The organism is Herbaspirillum sp. BH-1, assembly GCF_002870055.1.
Taxonomy (GTDB): domain Bacteria; phylum Pseudomonadota; class Gammaproteobacteria; order Burkholderiales; family Burkholderiaceae_D; genus Herbaspirillum; species Herbaspirillum frisingense.
Genome location: NZ_PKOI01000023.1, coordinates 45,329 through 71,400 on the forward strand (window position 1 = coordinate 45,329; position 26,072 = coordinate 71,400).

Here is a 26,072-nt window from a genome sequence, read left to right on the forward strand (position 1 = left end):
GATATCAGGTGAGCAAAATGGAACTGCGACATCTCCGCTATTTCCTGGCCGTGGCCGAACAGCGCAGCTTTACCCGGGCCGCCGAGAAGGTGGGCATCGGCCAGCCCCCGCTGTCGATGCAGATCAAGGACCTGGAGCAGGAAGTGGGCGGCGCGCTGTTCATCCGTACCTCGCATGGCGTGGAGTTGTCGGAGGTGGGACGGGTGTTGCTGCCACACGCCCAGACGGCGGTGGACAATGCCGAGCAGGCACTGCGCGCTGCGCAACAGGCCGCCAGCGGCGAGGTGGGATTGCTGCGCATGGGTTTTACCTCGTCGGCGGTATTCCATCCGCTGGTGTCGCATGCGCTCCAGCAATTCCGCGAGCGTCATCGCAAGCTGGAAATCTCCCTCAGCGAAGGGATCACCGAGCAGTTGCTGGCCGATATCGCCGCCTCGCAACTGGATGCGGCCTTTGTGCGCATCGTGACGACGCCGTCGGCCGAGCTGGGGGTGGTGGAACTGCCGGCCGAGAAGCTGAAGGTGGCCTTGCCGCGTTCGCATCCACTGGCACGACGCAAATCGCTGCGCCTGCAGGACCTGGCCGGGGAAAACTTCATCATGGTGCCGCGTGGCAAGGGATCGGCACTGTACGACAACATCTTCAGCGCGTGCCAGGCGGCCGGCTTCGATCCGCAGGTGATCCAGCTGGCGCCGCAGCTGACCTCGGCCATCAATCTGGTGGCCGCCGGGCTGGGGATTTCCATCGTCCCGGAAGCCATCGAACAGGTACAACTGGCACAGGTGCGCTACATCGAGATCCGCGAACCGGCGCCGCGGGCGCAGCTGTCGCTGGCCTACCACCGGCAATCGATTGCCGCGGCACGCTTTGCGGCGCACCTGCAGCGTTCGCTCAGGCGCGTCGGGGGCGAACGGGATGTATCGTGAAGCGTCGTCGTGAGGCTGTATGGGCGACGGGCAGCAGGCCAGGTCTGCTCAGTTGCTTTTGAAGCGTCCCAGCAGCTTGTTGGCCTGTTGCAGGAAGGCCTGAGGATAGGCCTCCACCAGTTGTTCGAGCGCCGGCAGCATGCGTTCGAGGGCAATGGTCAGGGCGATATCGCTGATTTCCTCGCCCCACAGGACCTTCTGTACGAAGGCCGCTGGTCCGATCTCGGCGATCAGGCTCATGCTCATCTGGCGTTCCAGGGTGTCGATACGTGGGCCGAAGACCTCATCGAAGATGCGCATGATGGCTTCTTCCAGCTGTACCCGCTCGCTGCGTTGCAGGCGATCGTCCCGTCGTAGTGGCTCGGGATCGACCGGCGCCGGCATCTGACTGTTCTCGATGAGTGCGCTGGCCTCCCCCGCCATGCGACTCAGTTGCTGCACATGCAGCGTCAAGGCACTGATTTCAGCGAGCAACGAGCGCAGCGGCATTTGCTGCGGCATGTCGGATTCGGCTGGACCTGCTGGATGTGGATTCATATTGTTGTTGTTGCTCAGCCTGCCAGGGCAGAGACCGGGCAAGCTGCTTGAATCGATCGTGCCGGCGATGCCGCCCCCATGCGGTTGTATCGCCGGTGCCTATACGCTGAACTTGCGAAGTTCGGCGCAAATTTCCCTGAGGAAACTAAATAAAGTATAGTGCGCTGCAAAAATTTACGCATGAAAAAATCCGTCATTTGGACGCAGAAGCGACACTTTCAGCGACTTTGTTGTTCGAATAATAAAAGAAAATCACAGAGTTGCGTTTTTTAGTTGTCTGTAATCCAATACTTTCGTGTGGATTGCACCCCGTGATTGCGACATATCGTCGCAGCTGGGACCCTCAAGCAGGGTTTTCCCGCCCCATGATGCCCGTCGGAAATCCCCCGGATCGCCTCGAATTTCGCCAGCTGGCGGGCTTGGGCGTCTCTTGCTGGTTGTCAGTACCCTCCTCCGCTGCGGTTGGGCTTCTGTCAGGCAAGCGTCAAAGTGAACGAATATAATGAGAATCGTTCCTGATTCCACCGACCGAAACACACCATCATGCGTCTCACCGAACTTGCCAAGGGCGTTGCCGCCATCGTCGATCATGTTGCCGACCTGCATGCCGCCGATGCCGTCGCCGCCCGTCTGCGCGACCTCGGTTTCGTCACCGGTGAGCCGGTACGGGTGGTGGCGACGGCGCCCTTTGGCGGCGATCCCATCGTGGTCCAGATCGGTTCCACCCGTTTTGCCTTGCGGCGGGCCGAAGCGCAGCGGGTGTCGCTGCAGGCCGGTTCGGAGATGGCAGCATGAGTGCGGGCGTACTCAACATTGCCCTGGTCGGCAACCCTAACTGCGGCAAGACCGCACTGTTCAACCAGATGACCGGGGCGCGCCAGAAGGTGGCCAACTATGCCGGCGTGACCGTGGAGCGCAAATCGGGCAGCTTTACCGCCCCTTCCGGACGTCAGGTACGGGTGGTGGACCTGCCCGGCGCCTACAGCCTGCAGTCGGTCAGCCCCGACGAACGGGTGACGCAGGCGGTGCTGCAGGGACGCTACCCGGGCGAAGCGGTGCCGGATCTGATCGTCTGCGTGGCCGATGCCACCAACCTGCGCCTGCACCTGCGCTTCGTGCTGGAAGTGCGGCGTCTGGGGCGGCCCATGGTATTGGCCCTGAACATGATGGACGCCGCGGCCAGGCGCGGTATCCGGGTCGATGTGGCGGCCCTGTCGCAGCGGCTGGGCATGCCAGTCATCGAAACCATCGCCGTCAGGCGCGGCGGTGCCGATGCCTTGCAGGCGGCCATCGACGACGCCCGATCGCTGGCGGCACCCACGGCGCCGGCAGTGGCCGACCTGCACGTGGAGGTGCGCGCCCTGCTGGCAGACACCGTCGTGATGCCGGCACCGACCGACCGGCGTGATGACGCGATCGACCGCATCGCCCTGCACCCGGTGCTGGGCGTGCTGCTGCTGGCGCTGACCATGTTCCTGGTGTTCCAGGCCGTATATGCCATCGGCAAGCCGATGACGGACGCCATTGCCGATGGCTTCGGCACGCTCGGTGGCGTGGTCGGTGAATGGTTGCCCGAGGGGCCGCTGCGCGGCCTGGTGACCGATGGCCTGGTGGCCGGGCTGGGGACGGTACTGGGGTTCCTGCCGCAGATCCTGGTGCTGTTCTTCTTCATCCTGCTGCTGGAGGAATCCGGTTACCTGCCGCGCGCGGCTTTCGTGCTGGACCGGGTGATGGTGTCGGTGGGCCTGTCCGGGCGCTCGTTCATTCCGCTCTTGTCCAGTTTCGCCTGCGCCATCCCCGGCATCATGGGGGCACGCAGCATCACCGATCCCCGTGACCGGCTGGCCACCATCCTGGTGGCGCCACTGATGACCTGCTCGGCGCGCCTGCCGGTGTATGCCTTGCTGATCGGCGCCTTCATCCCGCATCGTCCGGTGCTGGGTTTCTTCAATCTGCAGGGGCTGGCGCTGTTCTGCCTGTATGTGGCAGGCATCGCCGCCGCCATGTTGGTGGCCTGGGTGGCCAAGCGCATCGGCCGTGCGCGCCAGGAGCGTGCGCTGTTGATGGAACTGCCCTCCTATCGCCTGCCGCACTGGCGCGATATCGCGCTGGGTTTGTGGGAGCGCGGCGCCATCTTCCTCAAGCGCCTGACCGGCGTGATGCTGGCGCTGACGGTCTTGATGTGGGCCATCTGCACCTTCCCTGCCCCACCGGCCGGCGCCACCGAGGCGGCCATCGACTATTCCATCGCCGGCCATATCGGCCATAGCCTGCAGTACCTGTTTGCACCGCTGGGATTCAACTGGCAGATCAGCCTGTCGCTGATCCCCGCCTTCGCCGCCCGCGAAACGGCGGTGGCGACGCTGGCCACCGTCTACGCCGTCGGTGGCGACGAGGGGGCCGCCTTGCAGACGGCGCTGGCTGCGCATATCTCGCTGGCCAGCGCACTGTCGCTGATGGTGTGGTTCGCCTTCGCGCCGCAGTGCATGTCCACGCTGGCCATCATCCGGCGCGAGACGCAGTCCTGGCGCATGGTGGCGCTGTCCTTCGGCTACATGTTCGTGCTGGCCTATGCAGCGTCTTTCCTTACCTATCGGATCGCGGGGTGGCTGGCATGAACAGCTTGTGGTGGCAATACCTGATCATCGGCCTGCTGGTCGCGGCCAGCCTGCTCTACATGGCACGCAAGCTGGCGCCTGCGGTGAGCTGGCGCTGGCAGGCACGGCTGGGGAGCTGGCTGGTGCGGCGTCGTGGCGCGCCCTGGCAGGCGCTGGGCCAGCGCATCCTGCCACCGGCCAGGGCTGGCGGTTGCGGCGGCGGCGCCTGTGATGGTTGTGGCGACAGTGGCGACGCCTTGCCGCCACTGGAACAGAAGATCAGCTTTCACCGCCGCAGATAAGGACCGGCTCCCGCGGCGGGCTGGCAGTCAGTGCAGTTCCTCGGCCTCGAAGCCGGCTGCCCGCAGCGCCTGCAGCACCTGGGCCAGATGCGGCCGGCCACGGGTCTGCAATACCAGTTCGATATCCACGTTCTGCGCGGCCAGCAGCGTAAAGGCGCGCTGGTGGTGCACTTCGTCGATGTTGGCACCGGCTTCGGCGACGATGCCGGTGATGCGCGCCAGGGTGCCGGGGACATCCCTCGAACTGACCTTCACCCGTGCCAGGCGGCCGGCGCGGACCATGCCACGCTCGATGATGGCCGTCAGTAGCAACGGATCGATGTTGCCGCCCGACAGCACCAGTCCCACGCGCTTGCCGCGGAAGCGGTCCGGATAGCGCACCAGTGCCGCCAGTCCGGCCGCACCCGCGCCTTCGACCAGGGTCTTTTCGATTTCCAGCAGCATCAGTACGGCCTGTTCGATATCGCCCTCATCGACCAGCAACAGATCGTTGGCTTCGCGGGCGATGATGGCGCGGGTCAGGGTGCCGGGTGTGCCGACGGCGATCCCTTCGGCGATGGTGCTGGAGCCGACCGGATGCTCGGTCCCCTTGACCGCATTGACCATGGTCGGAAAACGCCGTGTCTGCACACCCACGATCTCGATCTCCGGCTTGATGGCCCGTGCTGCGACAGCCATGCCGGCCAGCAGGCCGCCACCGCCGATGGCCACCACCAGGCAATCCAGGTCCGGCACCGCCTTCATCATTTCCAGCGCGACCGTACCCTGGCCGGCGATGATGGCTTCGTCGTCATAGGGATGGACGAAGGTCAGGCCTTCCTTCTCGGCCAGCTCGTAGGCATGGGCGCGTGCCGCTTCCAGGGTGTCGCCATGCAGTACCACGTTGGCGCCGAAGCCGCGGGTACGCTCGATCTTCACGCCAGGCGTAAAGCGCGGCATGACGATGGTGGCCGGCAGGCCCAGCCGTTGCGCGTGATAGGCCACGCCCTGCGCATGGTTGCCGGCCGACATGGCCACCACGCCGCGTGCACCGTCCTGGCTTGCGGCGACGTCGACCATCTTGTTGCAGGCGCCGCGCTCCTTGAAGGACGCAGTGAATTGCAGGTTCTCGAACTTGAGGAAGACCTGGGCGCCGACGATCTGGGACAGCGTACGCGATTCCACGCAGGGGGTCTCCAGGATCTGGCCTTGCAGCCGGCGGGCGGCTGCTTCGATATCGTTGAGCGTTGTCATCCTGCGATTGTAGAGCCAATGCGCCGGTTTGTAGCACCTCGTGCGGCACGCCACCGAGGATGGCGATAAATCGAAGCCGTGGCCAGGGCAACTTGGCAATTGGAAAAATCCTGGCGTAGCGATGTCGATTTTGCGTTGGGCTGGGGCGAGGCGGATTGTCGCTTCGCCAATACCAAATTTCTTTCACCGTCACCATTGAAGTCGCTGGTTCGGGCGACTAGAGTAAAGACTCGTCGCGCCACCGCCTGGATCTCTTGCCCCAGTGGAAGCGACACCTGGAAGTGCCGTCCGGCCTTCCTCCTCTCGCAGGTCCGATCAGACTCAGCCGTTCTCACCAAGGAGACACCATGAGCATCGCCACCCGGCATCCGGATGTCCGGCCCCCCTCGTTGCCGCCCTTCGGCACTGCCCTGCCCGACCGCCCGCGCCATGTACAGCGGACTTCCCCACTGTTGTTGAAACTGGTCGAGCTGGACCCGCGCGAGGTCATCGAGGGCGTGATGACGCCGGCCGGCTTCGTCACCGCCGACGTGGTCCCGGTGGGACCCATGCGCGAGGCCTGCCCGCACTGCGATGGAGTGGCCCTGCAACTGGTGCTGCGGCACCGGCATGTCAAGCGCAGCCACCTGTTCTGCAGGAGCTGCACCCGGGTCTATGATGCCCTCAATGAAAACGGGTATTCGGTGCTGACGGTGTGAATCACCTGCATATCGGGACGCCTAGAGCTTGTAGGGAACTCGTACTCCGGGCTCATTGGCGGGAAAGTCCTTGGTGTTGCGCGAGACCAGCAGCAGGGAATGTTCCTGCGCGGATGCCCACACGATGGCGTCCGGCAGTCGGATTCTCCGTTGCTGGCGGATCATCACGGCGCGCTGGGCCACGGTGCTGTCCAGATTGATCAGATGGAACGAGGATAGCCACGAACGCAGGGCATCTTCATTGTCTTCCGAGGCGCCTACCATCACCTCCATCCAGGTAATGATGCTGATGGCACGGTATTCATAGCGTGCCATCTCCTTTTTGGCCGCGACAATGCCGTTGAGATAGTCCACCAGGATATTGGTGTCGAAGAGCGCCTTTACCATTCCGAGCGCAGCTCCTTCTGATAGGCCAGCCCATCCACCTTCTTCTTTTTCCAGAGGCCGAAGACCTCGGCGTCGTGCTCCGGCCTGTGTTGGGCGATGTAGGCGGCGATGGCTTCCCGGATGACGACAGCACGCGGACGCTGCTGGCTATCGACGATCTGGGTCAGCTCTGCCAATTGCGAATCGGGAATGTCGACCAGAATGCGGCTCATCGTGGGCTCCGTGGCGATGAATGATATACATATCATATATCATCCATGGCGACGGGATGCGCGAAGTTTATTAGAGCGCCTGGCAATCTTGTCTTTGGACACAGTAGAATCACCCCCTCGATGCAACAGAAGAGATGCGAATGGAATATGCCTACAAGCTGATGGCCTCTCCGGCCGGATTGCTCAAGCTGGTGGCCAGGGGCGATCACCTGGCGGCTATCCTGTGGGAGGACGATGACGCCCTGCGCGTGCGTCTGGGCGAGATGGTGGAGGACGAGGATCGCCCGGTCTTGCAGGAGACCGAACAGCAGCTGCGCGAATATTTCGCCGGCGAGCGTGACAGCTTCGAGCTGCCCTTGCACTTCGAGGGGACCGAATTCCAGCGCCAGGTCTGGTCGGCACTGCTGGACATCCCCTACGGGCAGACCCGCACCTACCTGGACATCGCGCGCCAACTCGGCAATGAAAAGGCGGTGCGCGCCGTGGGGGCGGCCAATGGCCGCAATCCCATTTCCATCATCGCACCCTGCCATCGCGTCATCGGTGTGGGCGGTGCGCTGACCGGCTTTGCCGGCGGCCTGCATGTCAAGAAGCTGTTGCTGGCCATCGAAGGCATCGCCACCGAAGGACAGGATGCCGGCCAGGTGATCGATCCGCGCCGCAAGGCGCAGTCACGTCGTCGCGAAGACCCCAACCAGCTTTCCCTGCTGTAAACGATATAAATAATTACGGGGAATGTGGCGCTTCAGCGCTGCATGCCCCATTTCTTCACGGTCGCCCGCTCCAGGGTATTGAAGACCAGGTTTTCCACCAGCAAGCCGATCAGGATCACCATGGCCAGTCCGGCGAAGACCTTGTCGGTGTAGAGCTCGTTGCGGTTCTGGAAGATGTACCAGCCCAGGCCGCCCTTGCCGCTGGTGGCGCCGAATACCAGTTCGGCCGCGATCAGCGTGCGCCAGGCGAAGGCCCAGCCGATGCGCAGGCCCGCCAGGATGGAGGGCAGGGCCGCCGGCACCAGTACCTGCAGCACGAAGCCCAGTCCGCGCAGGCCGTAGTTGCGGCCGGCCATGCGCAGGGTGTCCGATACCCCCAGGAAGCCCGCATAGGTATTCACTGCCAGCGCCCACAGCACCGAATGCACCAGCACGAAGATCAGGCTGCCTTCCCCCAGGCCGAACCACAGCAGGGCAATGGGGAGCAGGGCGATGGCCGGGAGCGGATTGAACATCGAGGTCAGGCTGCCCAGCAGATCACGTCCGAACTGGGTGGACACGGCCAGCGTGGTCAGCACGAAGGCGGCGACGATCCCCAGCACATAGGCCTTGAGCAAGACCTGCAGCGACAGCCAGGTCTTGCCGAACAGCTCACCGCTGCGGATGCCCTCGGCAAAGGCTTGCGCCGTCTGCAGGAAGGTCGGCAGCAGCAGGTCGTTGTTCTGCCAGCGGGCAACGGCTTCCCAGACCAGCGCCAACAGCAGCAGGATGGCGCCCTTGCGCACCCAGCCTTGTTGCCAGATGCGTTGCGGCAGCGTGAAATGGCGCTCCAGTACCAGGCCTGGCAAGGGCGTCAGCGGAACTTCGTATTCGTCGCGAATGGGGGGAGTCTGGGGCATGGCGCTATTCAGTAGGAGAAACGGACGTCGCTGAAGTTGATGCGGGGCTCGGGCGCGGCAGCGGCGCCACCTTCGTCGAACAGCAGGCGGTGGATGCGCTGCGCAGTCTGCTGGAAGCCGACCCCACCCAAACTGGAGAGGTCGTACTGGTGGCTGTTGATCTCGGCGCGTACGCGGCCCGGGTGTGGCGAGAGCAACAGGATGCGGTTGCCGACCACCAGCGCCTCCTCGATGGAGTGGGTCACGAACAGCAGCGTGAAACGCACTTCGTCCCATAGCGCCAGCAGTTCTTCCTGCATCTTGCGGCGGGTCAGGGCGTCGAGGGCGGCGAAGGGTTCATCCATCAGCAGCATCTTGGGCTGCATCGCCAGGGCGCGGGCGATGGCCACGCGCGCCTTCATGCCGCCGGACAACGTATGCGGATAGGCATCCGCAAAGCGTGTCAGACCGACCTTGTCGAGGTAGTGGCGGGCGCGTTCGGCGGCTTCCCGCTTGCCCAGGGTGCGCGAGGCCAGCAACGGAAACATCACGTTGTGCAGCACCGTCTTCCAGGGTGGCAGCTGGTCGAATTCCTGGAACACCACGATGCGGTCAGGTCCCGGCTGGCGCACGGTGCGGCCCTCCAGGCGGATCTCGCCGGCGGCCGGCGGCAGGAAGCCCGCCACCGATTTCAGCAGGCTGGACTTGCCGCAGCCAGACGGCCCCAGCAGCACGAAGCGGTCAGCCGGATGTACGTCGAAGCTGACTTCGTGCGTGGCCTGTACCACCGCCGTGGCGCTGCGATACTGCAGGCTCACGCGGTCCACCTGCAGCAGGGGTTGCAGGCTTGCCGTGGCGCTCACGCTGGCGGTCTCAGCTGCCGGGTTGTGCATACGCTTCCTCGAAGAAGTAGTCTTTCCAGGAGCTGGCGCGGTTCTTCAGGACGCCCAGTTCATGCAGCTTTTCGGCATAGACGAAGGTGCGCTCGGGAGAGACGGTGAAACGGATTTCCGGATCTTCGACGATCTTGCGCACGAACTCCGGTGCCAGCTTGGACTTCTGCACGCGGATGAAGGTATCGGCCGCCTTGGCCTTGTTTTTGCGCACGAAGTCTGCCGCCTCCACCAGTGCCTGGTAGAAGGCGCGATAGGTCTTGGGATTGTCGTCGTGGAATTTCTGGGTGGTGTAGAGCACGTTGAAGGTCGCCGGGCCGCCCATGATGTCGTAGGAGCTGATCACCTTGTGCACGTTCTTGTTTTCCAGGGCCTGGTACTGGAAGGGCGGGCTGGAGAAGTGGGCGTTGATTTCCGAACCTCCGGCGATCAGGGCGGCCGTGGCGTCCGGGTGCGGCAGGCTCACGCTGATGCTGTCGAAGCGCTTGAAGTCTTCCTTCCCGAAGACCTTGGCAGTTTCGATCTGCAGCGTGCGCGACTGGAAGCCGACCCCGGCGGCCGGCACGGCGATACGGTCCTTGTCGCTGAAGTCCTTGATGCTCTTGACGTTGGGATTGTTCGACAGCAGGTAGTTGGGCATGGAGCCCAGGGAAGCGATGGCCTTGACGTTCTGGCGGCCGCGTGTGCGGTCCCACAGCACCAGCGCCGGTGGCGCGCCGGCCGAGACCACGTCCAGGGCGCCGGCCAGCAGCGCCTCGTTCATGCCGGTGGCGCCGGACAGGCTGGTCCATTCGACCTTGATGTCCAGGCCGGCCTGCTTGCCGTATTTCTCGATGAGCTTCTGGTCCTGTACCACGTCCAGGATCAGGTAGCCGATGCCGAATTGCTGGGCGATGCGGATGCTGCCTTCGGCCATGGCCTGGGTCGATATCCCAGCGGCCAATACACCGGCGGTGAGGACCGCCAGCCATCTGGGCGAGATGGAGGACAAGGGGGGGCGGCGCATCTCAGCTACCTCCCTGGATGTGGGCGTCGTCGAAGAAGTAATCCTTCACCGAGGCCGGCTTGTTCTTGATGGCGCCCACGCGGTGCATGAACTCGGCCAGGCCGTAGGTATTCTGCGGCGCGATCTTGAATTGCACTTCGGGGTTGGTGATGATCTGCAGCAGCAGCTTGCGATCAGTATTGCCCTTGTTGACCTTGAGGTAGATATCGGCCGCCTTCTCGGGGTTGGCGGTGATGAACCTGGCGGCCTCCTCCAGCGCGCCGAGGAAGGCGCCATAGGTCTTGGGATTGTCCTTGCGGAATTTCTCGGTGGCGTACAGCACCGTGGCCGAGGATGGGCCACCCAGCACGTCGTAGGACTTCAGCACGATGTGGGCATTCGGATTGCCCGCCAGTTCCTGTTCCTGGAAGGGCGGATTGCCGAAGTGGCCGGTGATCTCGGTGCCGCCGCTGATGATGGCGGCGGTGGCATCGGGATGCGGCACGGCGATACTGAGCTTGTCCAGCCGGTTGTACTGGGCGTCACCCCACAGCTTGGCCGAGGCCAGCTGCAGCACGCGTGACTGCACCGAGACACCGACGGCCGGCACGGCGATGCGATCCTTGTCGCCGAAGTCGGCAATGGTCTTGACCTTGGGGTTGTTGCTCACCAGGTAGTAGGGGAAGTTGCCCAGCGAGGCGACACCACGCACGTTCTGGCGGCCATGGGTGCGGTCCCAGATGGTCAGCAGCGGCCCCACGCCGGCGCCGGCGATATCCACCGAACCCGACAGCAGGGCATCGTTGACGGCCGAACCGCCGGAGAGCTTGAGCCATTCCACCTTGATATCGACACCGGCCGCCTTGCCGTGCTTCTCGATCAGTTGCTGGTCCTGTGCCACGTTGAGCAGCAGATAGACGATGCCGAACTGTTCGGCGATGCGCAGTTGGCCTTCGGCGCGCGCCAACAGGGGTGCGGTGGCCAGGGTCAGCGCCAGGCCGCCGGCCAGGGTAGTGGTCAACAGACGCCGCAGGCGTCCCCGGGGAGAAAGGGTGGTGGTCATGGTGTCCTGTATCGTGGATGGCGGGCCGGAGAATCCGGCAGGGGCTGACAAGTCATGGCTTAGAACCGTCACGATGGAAAAGCGCGGTTCTTTATTCGTTCGGAGTATATAAAGGGCAGGGGAGAAAGAAAAACTCGATTACCGCATATCCATATGCGTCGTCCGTATAGGCCGCAATCCCTGGTCCGGCAAGGGTTTGCGCGGGAAATACGGAGTTTCCCGGCAGATCATTCAGGAACCGTGACATGGCCCGTCTGTCAAGTTCGACAAGCTTTTGAAGAGGCTGGGGCGCAACGTCAGGGTGGGCGCCGGCGGCATTTTGAGCCGACCACGGGTAGAGTGCGATAAAGTACGCGTCCTGCCCGGACAGACCGTCGCTTGCCTCCCTGGCAAGCCCTGTCGAAGCCAGAACCCTGTCCGCCGGCACCCATTTGAAGAAGCAAGGGAGCAAGATGAGTTCATCTCACACCAATCCGAGTCTTTCCCTCCGATCGTCCAAATTCCACTTGATTACCCTGGCAGCGCTGGGCGTGGTGTTCGGCGACATCGGTACCAGCCCGCTGTACGCACTCAAGGAATGTTTCAGCCCCGACCATGGCATCGCCTTTTCCCCGGGCGCGGTGCTGGGCATCATCTCCATGCTGTTCTGGGCCATCACCATCGTGGTGACCATCAAGTACGTGATGTTCGTGCTGCGCGCCGACAACAACGGCGAAGGCGGCGTGCTGGCGCTGATGGCGCTGTCCTTGCGCTCGGCCGTCTCGGGCTCGCCGCGGGCCAAGCTGCTGATGATGCTGGGCGTGTTCGGGGCCTGCATGTTCTATGGCGACGTGGTCATCACGCCGGCCATTTCGGTGCTGTCGGCGGTGGAGGGGCTGGAAATCGCCGCGCCCAGCACCACGCATGTGGTGATCCCGCTCACACTGGTGATCGTGGTGATCCTGTTCCTGATCCAGCGCCATGGCACCAGCGTGGTGGGGCGCTTCTTCGGTCCGGTGATGTTCCTGTGGTTCCTGTCGCTGGCGCTGCTGGGCATCTACAACATCGTCAAGGCACCGGAGGTGCTGGTGGCGATCAATCCCTACTATGCCGTGCATTTCATGGCCGAGCACTCGCTGCAGGCCTTCATCGTGCTGGGTTCGGTGGTGCTGGTGCTGACCGGCGCGGAGGCGCTGTATGCCGACATGGGGCACTTCGGCATCAAGCCGATCCGCTATGCGTGGATCTTCACTGTCATGCCCTCGCTGCTGATCAATTATTTCGGCCAGGGTGCCAACCTGATCGCCAATCCGGAGGCGATCAAGAATCCCTTCTACCTGATGATCCCCGATCCGCTGGTGCTGCCCATGGTGCTGCTGGCGACCTGCGCCACCGTGATCGCCTCGCAGGCGGTGATCTCGGGCGCGTTCTCGCTGACCAGCCAGGCCATCCTGCTGGGCTTCGTGCCGCGCATGCGCATCCTGCATACCTCCGAGGATGAACAGGGCCAGATCTACATCCCCCTGATCAACTGGATGTTGCTGGTGGTGGTGGTGGCCGTGGTGCTGGCCTTCAAGAAATCCGACAACCTGGCGGCCGCCTATGGCGTGGCCGTGACCACCACCATGGTCATCACCACCATGCTGCTGGGGGTGGTGATGCGTCATATCTGGAAGTGGCGCACGTCGGCGGTGGTGCTGACCATTGCCTGCCTGCTGATCGTCGATGTGGCCTTCTTTGCCGCCAACCTGTTGAAGCTGACCGAGGGTGGCTGGTTCCCGCTGGTCATCGGCGGCGCGGCCTTCTTCCTGCTGATGACCTGGTATTCGGGTCGCATGCTGCTGCGCATGCGCATCAAGGATGACGGCATTCCCATCGAGCCCTTCATCGAGGGCCTGCTGGCCCATCCGCCGCACCGGGTCGGTGGCACGGCCGTGTTCATGACGGGCAACATCGCCACCGTGCCGGTCGCGCTGCTGCACAACCTGAAGCACAACCGCATCCTGCATGAGCGGGTGTTCTTCCTGAAGATCAGCATCTGGGACGTCCCCTACGTGGCCGACAGCGAGCGCCTGACCATGAAGGAACTGGGCGGCGACGTCTACCTGCTGCGCGCGGCCTTCGGCTTCAAGGAAGCGCCGGAAGTGCAGAAGGTCATGACCCTGACCGAGCAGCAGTTCGGTCATCACTTCGACCTGATGGATACCTCCTTCTTCCTGGCGCGCGACACGGTGGTGCCGAGCAAGCTCCTGGGCATGTCGCTGTGGCGCGAGCGCCTGTTCGCGTGGATGTACCAGAACGGTGCCAAGCCTTCGGACTTCTTCCACATCCCCGCCAACCGGGTGGTGGAGCTGGGAACCAAGGTCGAGATCTGATCGTCCGCGATGATGCTGCAAGGATGCCGTTCAGTTGACCGCTGAACGGCATTTTTCTTTGTGCTCAGGCAGGCGGGCGGAATTCATGCGGCCTGTGCACGTCGAAGGGCCATCGTAGGACAATCGCAAGGATCCCTGCCGCCCGAGGCAGCGGTCATTCACTGTTTTCACTGTAAGGAGCGGTACAGCCATGAACAAGATCAGGATGATGGGCGCCCCCACCGATGTGGGCGCAAGCCGGCGCGGTGCCTCAATGGGGCCGGCGGCCTTGCGCGTGGCCGAGTTGCAGCGCGGCTTGCAGCAGCATGGACTGGAGGTGGTCGATGGCGGTGACCTGGCCGGTCCGGCCAATCCGCAACAGCCACCGGTGCAGGGCCTGCGTCACCTGGACCAGGTGGTGCAATGGAACCAGACCGTCTACGCGGCCGTGGAGCATAGCCTGCGCGCGGGGGAAGTGCCGCTGCTGATGGGCGGCGACCATGCGCTGGCGGTGGGCTCCATTGCCGCCGTGGCGCGCCATTGCCGCGAGCAGGGCAAGGACCTGCGCGTGCTGTGGCTGGATGCCCATGCCGATGCCAATACCAGCCAGTCCACTCCGACCGGCAATATCCACGGCATGCCCGTGGCCTGCCTGCTGGGCGTGGGGCCGGCAGAGTTGACCGGCATCGGCGGCCAGGTGCCGGCCTTGCAGCCGCAACAGATCTGCCAGGTCGGCATCCGCAGCGTGGATCGCGAAGAAAAGCGCCATCTGCGGGAACTGGGCGTGCGCGTCTACGACATGCGCCATATCGACGAGCACGGCATGCGCGTGACCATGGAGCAGGCCCTCGCCGGTATCGGCCCTGATACCCATCTGCACGTGAGTTTCGATGTGGATTTCCTGGATAGCGCCCTGGCGCCCGGGGTGGGGACTGCGGTGCCCGGCGGTCCCACCTACCGGGAAGCGCAACTGTGCATGGAAATGATCGCCGACACCGGCCGCCTGGCCTCGCTGGACGTAATGGAACTGAACCCGGCCTGTGACGTGCGCAACCAGACCGCGGAGCTGGTGGTGGATCTGGTGGAAAGCCTGTTCGGCAAGTCCACCCTGATCCGTCGGCCGGAAGGGCCCTACTGACGCCTGCTGACATGGCCGTCGAGGGGGCGGTGACGGGCGGCGATATTTGCAGAGGCTTTGCGACAGGCTTGCAATTTGAGGTTGAAGGATTGCGGCGAATGCCGGATTATTCAGGGTTTTTCCGCTTCCGGCGGGCCAGTGCGGGTTTTACCCACGCATTCCCGCCCGCCAGGAAACGCCAGTCTGCCGCGCCTGCTCCAACTTGCCTCTGCCTGCGGGTGGCGCGGCCCATTTTTCCGTCAGAAAGAAGGTCCCCATGTCGTTCAAGAAATTCTTCACCGTTGCCGCCAGCGCGCTGGCCCTGTCCTGTGCTGCCGGCAGCACCCTGGCTGCCGACCAGACCTACGTGGTCGGTGCCGGCGGTACCTATCGTCCCTTCGAATTCGAAACCCCGAAGAAGGAACTGGTCGGCTTCGACATCGACCTGATCAAGGCCATCTCGCAAGCCTCCAACTTCAAGATCCAGCTGGTGAGCACGCCCTGGGAAGGCATCTTCGCCACCCTCGGCCAGGGTGACCGCGACATCATCATCTCCGGCATCACCATCACCGACAAGCGCGCCCAGATGGTGGACTTCTCGCTGCCGTATTTCCCCGCCGAGCAGGTCATCATCACCAATGCCGATGCCAAGATCGCTTCGCTGGCCGACCTGAAGAAGACCCAGGTGGCCGTGGTCAATTCCACCGCCGGTGACATCGTGGTCTCCGAGGAACTGGGCAAGTCCAGCACCGCCATCCACCGCTTCGACAACACCGTGCTGATGCTGGAAGAACTGTATCGCGGTGGCGTGGACGCCGCCGTGGGCGACGTCGGCGTCATCAAGTTCTACATCAAGAGCCATCCCGAGAAGAAGTTCAAGGTGGTGGGCGACACCAAGTTCGTGCGCCAGTACTTCGGTATCGCCGTCAAGAAGGGCAACAAGGAACTGCTGGACAAGATCAACGCCGGCCTGACCAAGATCGTGGCCGATGGCACCTACGCCAAGATCTACAAGACCTGGTTCGATGGCGAAGTACCGACCCTGCCGCTGAAGTAAGCACTCCCGGTGCGCCTGCACGATCCTGCATGCGCACCGCCTGTCTGATCTGCCCGATCACGGCCGCCACACTGCGCCCACGCAATGTCGGCGGTCCGCTTCCTCTGCTCAACTCCTCCGTTTGAACGGACCTCATCATGAATTCCTTCTTCCAATGGGAAATCATCGGCGAATACCTGCCCCTGTTCGTCGAAGGCACCTGGATGACCCTCAAGGCCGCGATCATCTGCGTCATCGCCGGTACCTGCTGGGGCCTGGTGCTGGGCGTCGGCCGCCTGGCCGAGGCTCGCCATGGTTTCTGGAAATATTTCCTGTGCTACTGCGTGCAGTGGCCGATCCGCTTCTACGTCAGCTTCCTGCGCGGCACGCCGCTGTTCGTGCAGATCCTGCTGATCCACTTTGCGCTCATGCCGATGCTGATCAACCCCAGCGGCGGCTTGATCCTCTCCGGTGACCTGGCCCGCGAGATCCGCTCGCACTACGGCGCCTTCGCCTCGGCGGTGCTGGCCATCACCCTCAACTCTGGGGCGTATGTGTCGGAGATCTTCCGCGCCGGCATCCAGTCCATCGACCGTGGCCAGAGCGAGGCCTCGCGTTCGCTGGGCATGACCTACATGGCCACGCTGCGCAAGGTCGTACTGCCCCAGGCCTTCCGCCGCATGCTGCCGCCGCTGGGCAACAATGCGATTGCCATCGTCAAGGATTCCTCGCTGGCCTCGGCCATCGGCCTGGCCGAACTGGCCTATGCGGCACGCACCGTGTCCGGTGCCTATGCGCGCTACTGGGAGCCTTACCTCACCATCTCGGTGATCTACTGGGTCATCACGCTGGCCCTGTCGGCGCTGGTGCGCCACCTGGAAGCCCGTTACGGCAAGGGGGATGCACGATGAGCACGACGATGATCAAGGTCAATCAACTCCAGAAGCGCTTCGGCCAGGCGCATATCCTGCGCGGTATCGACTGCGAGATCAGGGCCGGCGAAGTGGTCTGCGTGATCGGGCCTTCGGGCTCGGGCAAGAGTACCTTCCTGCGCTGCCTCAATGGTCTGGAGGAGGTCAGCGACGGCGATATCTTCATCGAAGGCATCAAGCTCAACGATCCCAGGGTCGATCTCAATGCATTGCGCGCCCGCCTGGGCATGGTGTTCCAGCGCTTCAACCTGTTCCCGCACATGACGGTGTTGGAAAACCTGATCATGGCACCGATGCAGGTGAAGAGCCTGTCGCGCCGCGAGGCGGTGCTGGTGGCCGAGAAGCTGTTGCAGAAGGTGGGTCTGCTGGACAAGATCGATGCCTTCCCCAACCAGCTCTCGGGTGGCCAGCAACAGCGCGTGGCGATTGCCCGTGCGCTGGCGATGGAACCCAAGGTGATGCTGTTCGACGAGCCGACCTCGGCACTGGACCCGGAACTGGTGGGCGAGGTGCTGAGCGTGATGAAGCAGCTGGCCGAAGAGGGCATGACCATGGTGGTGGTCACGCACGAGATGGGCTTTGCCCGTGAGGTGGCAGACCGCGTCTTCTTCATCGACCAGGGCGTGATCATGGAAGAGGGGCCACCGCAGCAGGTGCTGGGTGACCCCCATCATGAGCGTACGCGGGACTTCCTGCGCAAGGTGTTATAGCCCCTTGCTCTGCCCTGCAGAGATTGTCCGTCGGGCTGGAGTTCTCTCCAGTCCGACGACGCTACCGGCAAGAACGGATCTACTTGACGCCTTCCAGGCCTTTCATCACTTCCACCTGGACCGTCTCCCAGATCGAGCGTTTCAGTTCGATATAGCGGGATGACAGCTGGACGTCGGCCGTACGTGGATGCGGCAGGTCATTGTCGATGTCCTGCACGACGCGCCCCGGCTTGGCACCCATGACCACCATGCGTGTAGACAGCATCAGCGCTTCGTCGATGGAGTGCGTGATGAAAATGATGGTCTTGCCGCTTTTTTCGTAGATCTGCAGCAACTGCTCTTGCAGCACCTGGCGTGTCATGGCGTCCAGCGCCGCAAATGGTTCGTCGAAAAGCATCACATCCGGATCGTTGGCCAGTACCCGTGCAATCGAGACCCGCTGCTTCATGCCTCCGGAAAGCTTGTTGGGAAAGCTGTCCTCGAAGCCCTTGAGTCCGACCATCTCGATGTAATGCTGTGCAACCCTGGCACGCTCGGCCCGCGATACACCTCTCATCTTCAGGCCGAACTCGACGTTTTCGCGAACGGTCTTCCAGGGGAACAGCGCGTACTGCTGGAATACCATGCCGCAGGCCGGGTCGACATCCTTGACCTCTCTTCCGTTGACCCAGACGCTACCGGTGCTGGCACGTTCGAAGCCGGAGACCAGGTTGAGCATGGTGGACTTGCCGCATCCGGAGGCTCCCAACAGCACCAGGAATTCACCCTGGGCCACCTGCAGGTCCACCTGCTGGAGCACCTTCAGGTCTCCGAACGACTTCCCCGTGCCGCGAAATTCGATCATCGGGCCTGCCTTGGGCGGGTTCTTCATTTCTGCCATGACAGCACGCTCCTTTGGATCAGTCGGAAGACGATGTCCGTAATCAATACGGTAAAGCTGATGAGCACCATACCGAGTACCACGGTGTCGGTCTGGAAGAATTCCTTGCCATTCATGATCATGAAGCCCAGCCCCTCCTTGGCCGCCACCAGTTCCGCTGAGATCACGCAGGTCCACGACAGGCCAAGGATCACCTTCATGCCTGACAGGATCTGGGGCATGCAGCCGGGCAGGATGACTTCGCGCATTACCTGCCAGCGATTGGCGCCCAGGTTGCGGGCTGCGCGGATGAGCAGTGGATCGATGCCCTGCGTGGCTTCGATCACGTACAGCAGGGCGGGTGTCACTGCGCCCATGAAGACGATGCTGTACTTCTGCGTCTCCGTGATGCCGAACCACAGCAAGGTGAGCGGAATCCAGCTCATCGATGGCAACGGCCTGAGGAACGACAGGATAGGATCGAAGACAGCGCGTGCGATCTTCGAAGTTCCCAGCATGATCCCTAACGGGATGGAGACCACCACTGCGGCCAGGAAGCCCACCATCACGCGCCGCGCCGAGGCCAGGATGTTGATGATCAATGTGTCCTGCTCCCACATCCGCAGGGCGCGGGCCAGGATCTGCGAGGGCGCCGGCAGGAATACCGCATCCACGATACCGGCCCGGCATATGCCTTCCCACACCAGCAGGAAGGTCACCAGCGAAACCGCCGACAGGGTGATCAGCGCCCCGCCGGTGAACCATTCTTTCTTCATAAGCATGCGCCGGCCTCAGAGGTAGGTGGTGTTGACCCACTGACGCACCTGCGGCATGGAATCGACCTGCTTGAGCTTGACCAGCATCTCGGCCAGCTTTTGCAGACCCACGATGAAGTTGCCCGGGTCACTCATCAATGCCTTCTGGTCGGCCAGGGTGAACCACTCGGTCTGCTTGATGACGCCGAGTTGCTCTTCCATCGACAGCGAGGTCAGTTCAAGCAGGACGCGGGCGGCTTCCTCGGGCTTTTGCGTGAGCATGGCATTGGCCTCGAAGATGGCTTGCATGAAGCCCTTCACGGCTGCCGGATTGTCCTTGCCGAAGCTGCTGCGGGTCAGCAGGACATCGGGGCCGGGCGACATCTTGTAGCTTTTGTAGAGCGAGAAGGCGCTGTCGTCGAACAGCATCCTGGTACCGGGCAGGGCGCGGATGCGGTCGAAGGTCGGGGTCCAGGCTGCGGCGGCATCGATCTGGTTGGCCTTGTAGGCGGTGAGCAGCTCCGTGGCGGGCAGGTTGATGATCGCGACATCCTTGTCGGGATTGATGCCGGCCTGCGAGAGGACATCCAGCAGCAGTACATGGGCGCTGGAGGCATAGGTCACGCCAATTTTCTTGCCCTTGAGGTCGGCCAGCTCCTTGATGCCATCACGCACCAGCAGACCTTCGGCGCGGCCAAAGTTGTTGGGCGTGGCAATCAGCTGGAACTGACGGGCGCCGCTGGCCATGAGCGCCAGCGCCGAGACCACGCCGGTGCCGGCGATGTCGACGTTGCCGGCCATCACCGCAGCCATGCGGGCGGAGGAGGTGGAGAAAGCTTGCCAGCGCAGATCGATGCCATGTTTGGCCATCAGGCCGGTTTTCATGGCGATGTAGGCCGAGTAGTGGCCCAGCCATGCCGAGCCGCCGTAGTTGATCACGGTCGGTGCGGCGGCGCCTGCCGCGAGGGGGAAGCCGGCAGCGCCGGCGGCGGCCAGCGTGATGACCTGCTTCATGACCCTGCGTCGATTCTGGTTCATTGCTTGCTCCTTCAGATTGGATGTGAAATCTCTTGATGGACCACTTCAGACGCGGCTCGAGCAGTCGTCTGACCTGCTTGCGTCGCCGCCATGCCCTGGTCCTTCCCGCTGTGCTGGTCAATAGCAGCGACGGCGGGCCCCCGCAGGTGATGTGGCAGCGTCGATATTACTGATTCGTGACGGCAGTCAGGTCCGCTTAAGAAAAACTAATACAAACTATCTTCAGCACTAATCTAGCTGCGCCGCAGCGGTGCGCCCGCGCCTCGCCGCCGTGCATGGTGGGTACGCGCTGCACAAAAAGCGCTCATGGCCACCGGGCGTGCGCGTCCAGCGTCTGCAGGCTGGATGGCGGCTTCGATCATCTGTCTTACGGGGAGCTAATGGCTGCCTGCTCATCCGTGTAGAGCGACTGGCACATTTGCATCTGTGGTGCGTGACTGTGCCAGTCAGGCCGTTCTTGAGGCGGCCATTGGCGGCCTACTTCCAGGAAAACGCGTCCTTGGGCAAGCCCGGCAAGGATTTGCGGATGGCAGGGGAGATCTTGTCTTGCAGTGCCTGGCGGGTGAGTGCCGAGATTTCCTCGGCCAGGCTGTTCCATTCGCCCTCGCGCGAGAGCAGGAAGAAGTTGCGGCGACCCAGCTGGCTGGGCGGCAGCGGCACCAGCACCACGTCCGGCAGGCAATGACGTGATTGCCACAGGCACAATGGCGTGGTGACCGCATAACCCATGCCCCAGGCGACCAGGTTGAGCATCGGGTCGGTGGCATCGAACTCCAGGCGACGCGGGGCATCGAGCTTGATGTGCCGCAGGTAGCGTTCGATCTGCTGGCCGATGACCGAGCGGCGCGTATAGCGCAGCAGGGGAAGGCTTTGCAGGGCTGCCTGGTAATCGTGACCGGCATCGGCATGCCGCTCGGCCACGCTTCTGGGAATCACCGCCACGAAGCATTCGGAGAACAGCAGGCGTTGTTCGATGCGCAGGTCGTTGACTGTCGATTCGGTGCATACGGCCAGATCGAGCTCACGTCGCTGCAGCTGTTCCGAAAGAATAGGCGTCAGTCCCGACCAAAGTGATATCTGTCGCGCGCCTTTGGCGATGGCCTGGACCAGTATCGGGCCCACGGTGGCGGAGAATGAATCCACGCCGCCCAGGCGGATCTGCGCCACCTCCGAGCGGGAAGCGTCGATCAGGCGCTCATTGACGCGCTGCGCGTGCTCCAGCAGGTCCTGCGCCAGTTCCATGAGCAGGCGGCCGGCCGCCGTCGGGCGGGAAGGGCGAAACTCCCTGTCCAGCAACACCATGCCGCTTTGGGTTTCCAGTGACTTGATCAACTGGCTGATGGCACTTTGCGTCACGCCCAGCTTACGGGCGGCTTCGATCATGGAGCCGCCTTCGCAGACGGCGACGAAAGCCTGGAGGGCGTGCAGGTCGAATGGCATGTCGGGCATGAAGCGGTCCTTTCGGAGAAAACAGGCAGTCGCCGGTTACTGCTCTGGCAGTTGTGCAGGGAGATCATGGAGCGAAAGCGCCACATGGTGCGTGATGATAATGCCCACTTCTTCAAAACATTAGTTTGTCTAATGCTGCCGCGATTGTCGTTTTTTTCGGGTGACACTGCATGCCATTCTGATCGAAGAGGATGCTATGAACCCTGCAATGAATGCTTACGACGCCATCGTGATCGGTGCCGGCGTGATTGGTACTTCCACCGCTTTCCATCTGGCCCGGCTGGGCGCGCGCAAGGTCCTCGTTCTGGATCGCAAGACCGTCGGCGAGGGTACGACATCGCAGTCCTCGGGCATTCTGCGGACCCACTATTCGGTCCAGGAAAATGTCACGCTGGCGCAGTTGTCGTGGGATACGTTCAACAATTTCCCGGCCTATGTCGAGGATGAGGAGGCTTCCTGCGGTCTGGTCAAATGCGGCTACATGATCTGGGCCGCGGATGATGACAAGCTCGCTCCCCTGCGTGCCTCGCTGCAGGGACAGCAGGCGCAGGGCATTGCCTTGCAGTATCTGGATGCCAGGCAGGCTGCCGAGCTGCTGCCCATTGCCCGCTTCGACGACGCAGCGCTGATCAGTTTCGAACCGGAGGCCGGTTTCGCCGACGCCTACCTGGTGGCTACCTCGTTTGCGCGTGCCGCGCGGCGCCGGGGCGTAACGGTAAAGGAGGGCGTGAGCGTAGAACGGCTGCTTATCGAGAACGGCCGTGTGAGCGGTGTGCAGACCAGTGCCGGGCGCTTCCTCAGCGACATCGTCATCAGCACGCAGAACATCTGGACCCCTGAACTGGCTGCATGGACCGGGCTCACACTGCCGGTGCGGCCGGAACGTCATACGGTGCTGGCACTGGAGGGGCCGCAGGCCTACACCTTCCAGATGCCGGTCTTCAAGGATCTGGCATCCCAGGGCATGCTCTACGGACGCAGCTATGGCGGGACCCAGATGCTGGTCTCCGAGGGGGTGGTGGGCGAAACACTGGCGACGCCCGATACGGAACAGGGGGACGTGTCCCTGGACGCCATCGTCGAGATTGGCGAGCAGGTGGCGCAGCGCTTCCCCAGCTACGAAACGGCCGGGCTGGCGACTTCCTGGACCGGCGTCTATGACGTCACCCCGGACTGGAATCCGGTGCTGGGACGGTTGCCGGGCGTGGAAGGTCTGGTCGCCGGATTCGGCTTCTCCGGTCACGGCTTCAAGCTGTCGCCGGCGGTCGGGCAAGTGCTGGCGCAGTGCGCTCTGGGGCTACCCACGGAGGTCTCGCTGGCGCCGTATTCGATCGAGCGATTCTCGACCGGAAAACTGCTGGTGGGGAAATACGGTTCGGGTGCGGTGTCCTGAGGGGGCAGGTCGCCATGCATTTGCTCCTGCTCGACGAAGTGATGCCCGAGCCCTGGCGCAACGGCGGTGGCGTGACGCGCCCGCTGGTCAGTGCGCGTGAGGCGGGCATGGTGTCCGCAGGGCCGGCTATTGCCGACTGGCGCCTGAGTCTGGCCGATATCTCCGCCGATGCCGAATTCTCGGTCTTTGCCGGCATGCAGCGCCATGCCGTCTTGCTGGGCAGCGGGGCGGTCAGTCTGGTCAGCAATGGCGCCGAGCCAGTGTGGGTGCGACCCTTGCAGCCCGTCAGTTTTCCAGGTGAACCGCGTTGGCATGCGCGCCGCAAGCCCGGCAGCCTGGAACTGCGCTTCCTGAATCTGATGGTGCGTCGTTCCGTCTTGCGCGGTGAACTGCAGGTGATCGAATGCCAGCGACAGGTCCATGCGGGGACCGCCTGGGCCTTGCTGCCGCTAGCAGGGCGCTGGCAGCTGTCGGGCGACGTCATCGTTGGTGTTGGGCAGCTGGCCTGGGACGAGGGGAACGGCGGATGCCTGATGCAGCCACTGGAAGCCGATGCCAGCGCGGTACTGGCGCTGGTTCATTCCATCTGATCAGGTCGGATGCCGGATCGTCCATGCTCCGCGCATCGCCTGGTTACATTTCTTATGAGGCAGATACGAAGCCATGAAAATACTAGTCGCAGTCAAACGGGTGGTCGATTTCAATGTCAAGGTAAGGGTCAAGTCGGACGGCTCGGGAGTCGATATCGGTGCCGTCAAGATGAGTATGAATCCCTTCGATGAAATCGCGGTGGAAGCTGCCGTGCGCCTGAAGGAAGCTGGAGTGGCCACGGAGGTGGTGGCCGTTTCCTGTGGCCCGGCTGCCTGTCAGGAGACCTTGCGTACGGCCATGGCCATCGGTGCCGATCGCGGCATTCTGGTGGAGTGCGCGCAAGAGCTGCAGCCCTTGGCCGTAGCCAAGCTGTTGCAGGCAGTGTTCATGCGGGAACAGCCGCGCCTGGTGGTGGTCGGCAAGCAGGCCATCGATGATGACAGCAATCAGACGGGCCAGATGCTGGCAGCGTTGGCGGGCATGCCGCAGGCTACCTTCGCCTCCCAGCTGCAAGTGGCCGGAGATGAAGTCATTGCCACACGCGAAGTGGATGGCGGCCAGGAGACCATCGCCCTGAAGCTGCCCGCGGTAATCACGACCGACTTGCGGTTGAATGAGCCGCGCTACGTCACCCTGCCCAACATCATGAAGGCCAAGAAGAAGCCGCTGGAGGTGCTCACTCCCCAGGCGCTGGAGATCGACGTTGCGGTCGGGCTGACTACCCTGAAGGTGGCAGAACCGCCTGCTCGCAGCGCTGGGGTCAGGCTGGCGGATGTCGCCGCTCTGGTCGCCAAGCTGAAAAATGAAGCCAACGTCATCTGAGGAATATCCATGTCAGTGCTGATCATTGCCGAACACGATAACCAATCACTCAAGAACGCCACCCTGCATGCAGTGACAGCGGCCGGGGAATGCGCTCGCAACATTACCTTGCTGGTCTGCGGCTGGCAGTGCGGACCTGTGGCCCAGGCGGCCGCGAAGGTGGCCGGTGTGGCGCGGGTGCTGGTAGCAGACGCGCCCTGTTTCGCCGATGGCCTGGCAGAGAACGTGGCGGCGCAGGTGGTCACGTTGGCCGGGGCATTTTCCCACGTCATGGCGACGGCGACAGCGACCGGCAAGAATGTCCTGCCACGGGTGGCGGCATTGCTGGACGTGGCGCAGGTATCGGAAATCACCAGGGTGGTGGATGCGCACACCTTCGAGCGGCCGATCTACGCGGGCAACGTGATTGCCACCGTCAGGTCTTCCGATCCCATCAAGGTAATTTCGGTGCGTGCTACTGCCTTCGAGGCAGCGCCCCTCGAAGGAGGACAGGCCCTCATCGAGACAATCGCCGCCGTGGAAGATACAGGTCTTTCGCGGCTGATCTCGCGACAGACCATTGCGTCAGACCGGCCGGAGCTGGCGTCGGCAAGGATCGTGGTATCCGGAGGACGTGGTCTCGGTTCCGGCGCGCACTACGCGGCGCTGCTCGAGCCGCTGGCCGACAAGCTCAACGCGGCGCTGGGTGCGTCGCGTGCGGCAGTGGATGCCGGCTATGTGCCCAACGATTACCAGATCGGCCAGACTGGCAAGGTGGTGGCGCCGGAGCTGTACATCGCCGTCGGGATCTCGGGCGCGATTCAGCATCTGGCGGGGATGAAGGATTCGAAGGTCATTGTGGCGATCAACAAGGATGCCGACGCACCGATCTTCTCGGTTGCCGATTATGGCCTGGTGGGAGATCTCTTCGAGGTATTGCCTGAACTGGTTGCGCAACTGGGATAAGGCGATGACGATGCAGAACGTGCTCGCACAATACGGCCCTCGCGAATCCATGGAATACGACGTGGTCATCGTCGGCGGCGGTCCAGCCGGGCTGTCGGCAGCAATCCGCCTCAAGCAACTGGCTACCCAGCAACATCGCGAGGTCTCGGTCTGCGTGCTGGAAAAAGGCAGCGAAGTCGGCGCCCATATCCTCTCAGGCGCTGTGATGGACCCGCGTGCGCTGAGCGAGCTGATCCCTGACTGGAAGGAGCAAGGCGCGCCACTGAACACGCCGGTGACCGAAGACCGCTTCCTCTTCCTCTCGGCCGACAAGGCCTACAAGACGCCGAACTGGTTGCTCCCCACCTGCTTCCAGAACCATGGCAACTACGTGATTTCGCTCTCCAACGTCACGCGCTGGCTGGGCCAGCAGGCCGAAGCGCTGGGCGTGGAAATCTTCCCGGGCTTCCCCGCTGCCGAAGTGCTCTACCACGAGGATGGCTCGGTCAAGGGCGTAGCTACTGGCAACATGGGCATCAACAAGGAGGGCGAACCCGGTCCCGAATTCCAGCTGGGCATGGAACTGCACGCCAAATACACCTTCTTCGCCGAAGGTGCGCGCGGCCACCTGGGCAAGCAGTTGATCGCGAAATACAAGCTGGATGCCGGCCGCGATCCGCAGACCTATG

Annotated in this window: 28 protein-coding genes; 16 read left to right on the forward strand and 12 right to left on the reverse strand. The window is 63.1% G+C overall.

Going from position 1 to position 26,072, the window contains the following annotated elements; all coding sequences use genetic code 11:
• Window positions 1–17: 17 nt before the first annotated feature.
• Window positions 18–926, forward strand: a complete 909-nt coding sequence (locus HBH1_RS21920) for a LysR family transcriptional regulator (RefSeq protein ID WP_077236509.1) — start codon at window positions 18–20, stop codon at window positions 924–926.
• A 48-nt stretch (window positions 927–974) separates the two neighbouring features.
• Here HBH1_RS21920 and HBH1_RS21925 read toward each other — a convergent pair whose 3' ends face one another.
• Window positions 975–1,427, reverse strand: coding sequence for a hypothetical protein (locus HBH1_RS21925; RefSeq protein ID WP_102664359.1), 453 nt, complete (start codon window positions 1,425–1,427; stop codon window positions 975–977).
• Between the two features lie 579 nt (window positions 1,428–2,006).
• Between HBH1_RS21925 and HBH1_RS21930 the strand changes: the two genes are divergently transcribed.
• From HBH1_RS21930 to HBH1_RS21940, 3 genes are read left to right on the forward strand one after another with little or no spacing between them, the layout of a single operon-like run.
• Window positions 2,007–2,258, forward strand: coding sequence for a FeoA family protein (locus HBH1_RS21930; RefSeq protein WP_102664360.1), 252 nt, complete (start codon window positions 2,007–2,009; stop codon window positions 2,256–2,258).
• Window positions 2,255–4,081 carry a ferrous iron transporter B gene (locus HBH1_RS21935; RefSeq protein ID WP_102664361.1) on the forward strand — a complete coding sequence of 609 codons (1,827 nt, stop codon included), beginning with the start codon at window positions 2,255–2,257 and terminating at the stop codon, window positions 4,079–4,081. The genes HBH1_RS21930 and HBH1_RS21935 overlap by 4 nt, the downstream gene beginning before the upstream one ends.
• Window positions 4,078–4,362 (forward strand): DUF6587 family protein, encoded by a 285-nt coding sequence (locus HBH1_RS21940; protein ID WP_102664362.1) that lies wholly within the window; start codon window positions 4,078–4,080, stop codon window positions 4,360–4,362. Before HBH1_RS21935 ends, HBH1_RS21940 begins: the two co-directional genes overlap by 4 nt.
• Before the next feature lie 27 nt (window positions 4,363–4,389).
• Here the strand turns inward: HBH1_RS21940 and HBH1_RS21945 are convergent, their stop codons facing one another.
• Window positions 4,390–5,595: a threonine ammonia-lyase gene (locus HBH1_RS21945; RefSeq protein WP_006465340.1), complete on the reverse strand. Its 1,206-nt coding sequence runs from the start codon at window positions 5,593–5,595 to the stop codon at window positions 4,390–4,392.
• 347 nt (window positions 5,596–5,942) lie between these two features.
• On the opposite strand from HBH1_RS21945, the gene HBH1_RS21950 reads away from it, so the two are divergent.
• A complete protein-coding gene (locus tag HBH1_RS21950) occupies window positions 5,943–6,293 on the forward strand; it encodes a hypothetical protein (protein ID WP_102664363.1) in 351 nt (116 codons plus the stop codon).
• Window positions 6,294–6,314: 21 nt separating this feature from the next.
• On the opposite strand, the gene HBH1_RS21955 is transcribed toward HBH1_RS21950, so the two are convergent.
• Window positions 6,315–6,680, reverse strand: coding sequence for a type II toxin-antitoxin system VapC family toxin (locus HBH1_RS21955; RefSeq protein ID WP_102664364.1), 366 nt, complete (start codon window positions 6,678–6,680; stop codon window positions 6,315–6,317).
• Window positions 6,674–6,892 carry a ribbon-helix-helix protein, CopG family gene (locus tag HBH1_RS21960; RefSeq protein WP_102664365.1) on the reverse strand — a complete coding sequence of 73 codons (219 nt, stop codon included), beginning with the start codon at window positions 6,890–6,892 and terminating at the stop codon, window positions 6,674–6,676. Before HBH1_RS21960 ends, HBH1_RS21955 begins: the two co-directional genes overlap by 7 nt.
• Before the next feature lie 140 nt (window positions 6,893–7,032).
• On the opposite strand from HBH1_RS21960, the gene HBH1_RS21965 reads away from it, so the two are divergent.
• Complete coding sequence (locus tag HBH1_RS21965; RefSeq protein WP_102664366.1) at window positions 7,033–7,605, forward strand: methylated-DNA--[protein]-cysteine S-methyltransferase; 573 nt, start codon at window positions 7,033–7,035, stop codon at window positions 7,603–7,605.
• A 32-nt stretch (window positions 7,606–7,637) separates the two neighbouring features.
• Here the strand turns inward: HBH1_RS21965 and HBH1_RS21970 are convergent, their stop codons facing one another.
• The 4 genes from HBH1_RS21970 to HBH1_RS21985 form a co-directional block, all read right to left on the reverse strand.
• Complete coding sequence (locus tag HBH1_RS21970; RefSeq protein ID WP_102664367.1) at window positions 7,638–8,504, reverse strand: ABC transporter permease; 867 nt, start codon at window positions 8,502–8,504, stop codon at window positions 7,638–7,640.
• A gap of 8 nt (window positions 8,505–8,512) precedes the next feature.
• Window positions 8,513–9,376 (reverse strand): ABC transporter ATP-binding protein, encoded by an 864-nt coding sequence (locus HBH1_RS21975; RefSeq protein ID WP_077236514.1) that lies wholly within the window; start codon window positions 9,374–9,376, stop codon window positions 8,513–8,515.
• On the reverse strand, window positions 9,357–10,292 hold the full coding sequence (locus HBH1_RS21980; protein ID WP_102664384.1) for an ABC transporter substrate-binding protein: 936 nt from the start codon (window positions 10,290–10,292) through the stop codon (window positions 9,357–9,359). The genes HBH1_RS21975 and HBH1_RS21980 overlap by 20 nt, the downstream gene beginning before the upstream one ends.
• A gap of 91 nt (window positions 10,293–10,383) precedes the next feature.
• Entirely contained in the window at window positions 10,384–11,424 is a 1,041-nt protein-coding gene (locus HBH1_RS21985) for an ABC transporter substrate-binding protein (protein WP_102664368.1), read from the reverse strand.
• Between the two features lie 452 nt (window positions 11,425–11,876).
• Here HBH1_RS21985 and HBH1_RS21995 point away from each other — a divergent pair, with 452 nt between their 5' ends.
• The 5 genes from HBH1_RS21995 (at window position 11,877) to HBH1_RS22015 (ending at window position 17,552) form a co-directional block, all read left to right on the forward strand.
• Window positions 11,877–13,778 carry a potassium transporter Kup gene (locus HBH1_RS21995; protein WP_102664370.1) on the forward strand — a complete coding sequence of 634 codons (1,902 nt, stop codon included), beginning with the start codon at window positions 11,877–11,879 and terminating at the stop codon, window positions 13,776–13,778.
• Between the two features lie 190 nt (window positions 13,779–13,968).
• Window positions 13,969–14,895: an arginase gene (rocF, locus tag HBH1_RS22000; RefSeq protein WP_102664371.1), complete on the forward strand. Its 927-nt coding sequence runs from the start codon at window positions 13,969–13,971 to the stop codon at window positions 14,893–14,895.
• Window positions 14,896–15,151: 256 nt separating this feature from the next.
• Window positions 15,152–15,931 carry a basic amino acid ABC transporter substrate-binding protein gene (locus HBH1_RS22005; protein WP_102664372.1) on the forward strand — a complete coding sequence of 260 codons (780 nt, stop codon included), beginning with the start codon at window positions 15,152–15,154 and terminating at the stop codon, window positions 15,929–15,931.
• A gap of 137 nt (window positions 15,932–16,068) precedes the next feature.
• Window positions 16,069–16,821: an amino acid ABC transporter permease gene (locus tag HBH1_RS22010; RefSeq protein WP_102664373.1), complete on the forward strand. Its 753-nt coding sequence runs from the start codon at window positions 16,069–16,071 to the stop codon at window positions 16,819–16,821.
• 8 nt (window positions 16,822–16,829) lie between these two features.
• Window positions 16,830–17,552, forward strand: coding sequence for an amino acid ABC transporter ATP-binding protein (locus HBH1_RS22015; RefSeq protein ID WP_006465353.1), 723 nt, complete (start codon window positions 16,830–16,832; stop codon window positions 17,550–17,552).
• Window positions 17,553–17,631: 79 nt separating this feature from the next.
• Here HBH1_RS22015 and HBH1_RS22020 read toward each other — a convergent pair whose 3' ends face one another.
• From HBH1_RS22020 to HBH1_RS22035, 4 genes are all read right to left on the reverse strand, one after another.
• Window positions 17,632–18,396, reverse strand: coding sequence for an ABC transporter ATP-binding protein (locus HBH1_RS22020; RefSeq protein WP_102664385.1), 765 nt, complete (start codon window positions 18,394–18,396; stop codon window positions 17,632–17,634).
• A gap of 23 nt (window positions 18,397–18,419) precedes the next feature.
• Window positions 18,420–19,187 carry an ABC transporter permease gene (locus HBH1_RS22025; RefSeq protein ID WP_102664374.1) on the reverse strand — a complete coding sequence of 256 codons (768 nt, stop codon included), beginning with the start codon at window positions 19,185–19,187 and terminating at the stop codon, window positions 18,420–18,422.
• Window positions 19,188–19,202: 15 nt separating this feature from the next.
• A complete protein-coding gene (locus HBH1_RS22030; protein WP_102664375.1) occupies window positions 19,203–20,204 on the reverse strand; it encodes an ABC transporter substrate-binding protein in 1,002 nt (333 codons plus the stop codon).
• A 477-nt stretch (window positions 20,205–20,681) separates the two neighbouring features.
• A complete protein-coding gene (locus tag HBH1_RS22035; RefSeq protein ID WP_006465358.1) occupies window positions 20,682–21,653 on the reverse strand; it encodes a LysR family transcriptional regulator in 972 nt (323 codons plus the stop codon).
• Window positions 21,654–21,861: 208 nt separating this feature from the next.
• On the opposite strand from HBH1_RS22035, the gene HBH1_RS22040 reads away from it, so the two are divergent.
• From HBH1_RS22040 to HBH1_RS22060, 5 genes are all read left to right on the forward strand, one after another.
• A complete protein-coding gene (locus HBH1_RS22040) occupies window positions 21,862–23,046 on the forward strand; it encodes an NAD(P)/FAD-dependent oxidoreductase (RefSeq protein ID WP_102664376.1) in 1,185 nt (394 codons plus the stop codon).
• 14 nt (window positions 23,047–23,060) lie between these two features.
• Window positions 23,061–23,636 (forward strand): HutD/Ves family protein, encoded by a 576-nt coding sequence (locus HBH1_RS22045; protein WP_102664377.1) that lies wholly within the window; start codon window positions 23,061–23,063, stop codon window positions 23,634–23,636.
• A gap of 73 nt (window positions 23,637–23,709) precedes the next feature.
• Complete coding sequence (locus HBH1_RS22050; protein WP_102664378.1) at window positions 23,710–24,459, forward strand: electron transfer flavoprotein subunit beta/FixA family protein; 750 nt, start codon at window positions 23,710–23,712, stop codon at window positions 24,457–24,459.
• 9 nt (window positions 24,460–24,468) lie between these two features.
• Window positions 24,469–25,404 (forward strand): electron transfer flavoprotein subunit alpha/FixB family protein, encoded by a 936-nt coding sequence (locus HBH1_RS22055; protein ID WP_102664379.1) that lies wholly within the window; start codon window positions 24,469–24,471, stop codon window positions 25,402–25,404.
• 4 nt (window positions 25,405–25,408) lie between these two features.
• Window positions 25,409–26,072: NAD(P)/FAD-dependent oxidoreductase (locus HBH1_RS22060; RefSeq protein WP_146012882.1), on the forward strand; the 664-nt coding region annotated here is incomplete at its 3' end.

Coding starts and splice junctions, on each gene's coding strand:
- HBH1_RS21920 (WP_077236509.1), top strand. CDS start 18: ATGGAACTGCGACATCTCCGCTATTTCCTGGCCGTGGCCGAACAGCGC.
- HBH1_RS21925 (WP_102664359.1), bottom strand. CDS start 1,427: ATGCCGCAGCAAATGCCGCTGCGCTCGTTGCTCGCTGAAATCAGTGCC.
- HBH1_RS21930 (WP_102664360.1), top strand. CDS start 2,007: ATGCGTCTCACCGAACTTGCCAAGGGCGTTGCCGCCATCGTCGATCAT.
- HBH1_RS21935 (WP_102664361.1), top strand. CDS start 2,255: ATGAGTGCGGGCGTACTCAACATTGCCCTGGTCGGCAACCCTAACTGC.
- HBH1_RS21940 (WP_102664362.1), top strand. CDS start 4,078: ATGAACAGCTTGTGGTGGCAATACCTGATCATCGGCCTGCTGGTCGCG.
- HBH1_RS21945 (WP_006465340.1), bottom strand. CDS start 5,595: ATGACAACGCTCAACGATATCGAAGCAGCCGCCCGCCGGCTGCAAGGC.
- HBH1_RS21950 (WP_102664363.1), top strand. CDS start 5,943: ATGAGCATCGCCACCCGGCATCCGGATGTCCGGCCCCCCTCGTTGCCG.
- HBH1_RS21955 (WP_102664364.1), bottom strand. CDS start 6,680: ATGGTAAAGGCGCTCTTCGACACCAATATCCTGGTGGACTATCTCAAC.
- HBH1_RS21960 (WP_102664365.1), bottom strand. CDS start 6,892: ATGAGCCGCATTCTGGTCGACATTCCCGATTCGCAATTGGCAGAGCTG.
- HBH1_RS21965 (WP_102664366.1), top strand. CDS start 7,033: ATGGAATATGCCTACAAGCTGATGGCCTCTCCGGCCGGATTGCTCAAG.
- HBH1_RS21970 (WP_102664367.1), bottom strand. CDS start 8,504: ATGCCCCAGACTCCCCCCATTCGCGACGAATACGAAGTTCCGCTGACG.
- HBH1_RS21975 (WP_077236514.1), bottom strand. CDS start 9,376: ATGCACAACCCGGCAGCTGAGACCGCCAGCGTGAGCGCCACGGCAAGC.
- HBH1_RS21980 (WP_102664384.1), bottom strand. CDS start 10,292: ATGGCCGAAGGCAGCATCCGCATCGCCCAGCAATTCGGCATCGGCTAC.
- HBH1_RS21985 (WP_102664368.1), bottom strand. CDS start 11,424: ATGACCACCACCCTTTCTCCCCGGGGACGCCTGCGGCGTCTGTTGACC.
- HBH1_RS21995 (WP_102664370.1), top strand. CDS start 11,877: ATGAGTTCATCTCACACCAATCCGAGTCTTTCCCTCCGATCGTCCAAA.
- rocF (WP_102664371.1), top strand. CDS start 13,969: ATGAACAAGATCAGGATGATGGGCGCCCCCACCGATGTGGGCGCAAGC.
- HBH1_RS22005 (WP_102664372.1), top strand. CDS start 15,152: ATGTCGTTCAAGAAATTCTTCACCGTTGCCGCCAGCGCGCTGGCCCTG.
- HBH1_RS22010 (WP_102664373.1), top strand. CDS start 16,069: ATGAATTCCTTCTTCCAATGGGAAATCATCGGCGAATACCTGCCCCTG.
- HBH1_RS22015 (WP_006465353.1), top strand. CDS start 16,830: ATGATCAAGGTCAATCAACTCCAGAAGCGCTTCGGCCAGGCGCATATC.
- HBH1_RS22020 (WP_102664385.1), bottom strand. CDS start 18,396: ATGATCGAATTTCGCGGCACGGGGAAGTCGTTCGGAGACCTGAAGGTG.
- HBH1_RS22025 (WP_102664374.1), bottom strand. CDS start 19,187: ATGAAGAAAGAATGGTTCACCGGCGGGGCGCTGATCACCCTGTCGGCG.
- HBH1_RS22030 (WP_102664375.1), bottom strand. CDS start 20,204: ATGAACCAGAATCGACGCAGGGTCATGAAGCAGGTCATCACGCTGGCC.
- HBH1_RS22035 (WP_006465358.1), bottom strand. CDS start 21,653: ATGCCCGACATGCCATTCGACCTGCACGCCCTCCAGGCTTTCGTCGCC.
- HBH1_RS22040 (WP_102664376.1), top strand. CDS start 21,862: ATGAATGCTTACGACGCCATCGTGATCGGTGCCGGCGTGATTGGTACT.
- HBH1_RS22045 (WP_102664377.1), top strand. CDS start 23,061: ATGCATTTGCTCCTGCTCGACGAAGTGATGCCCGAGCCCTGGCGCAAC.
- HBH1_RS22050 (WP_102664378.1), top strand. CDS start 23,710: ATGAAAATACTAGTCGCAGTCAAACGGGTGGTCGATTTCAATGTCAAG.
- HBH1_RS22055 (WP_102664379.1), top strand. CDS start 24,469: ATGTCAGTGCTGATCATTGCCGAACACGATAACCAATCACTCAAGAAC.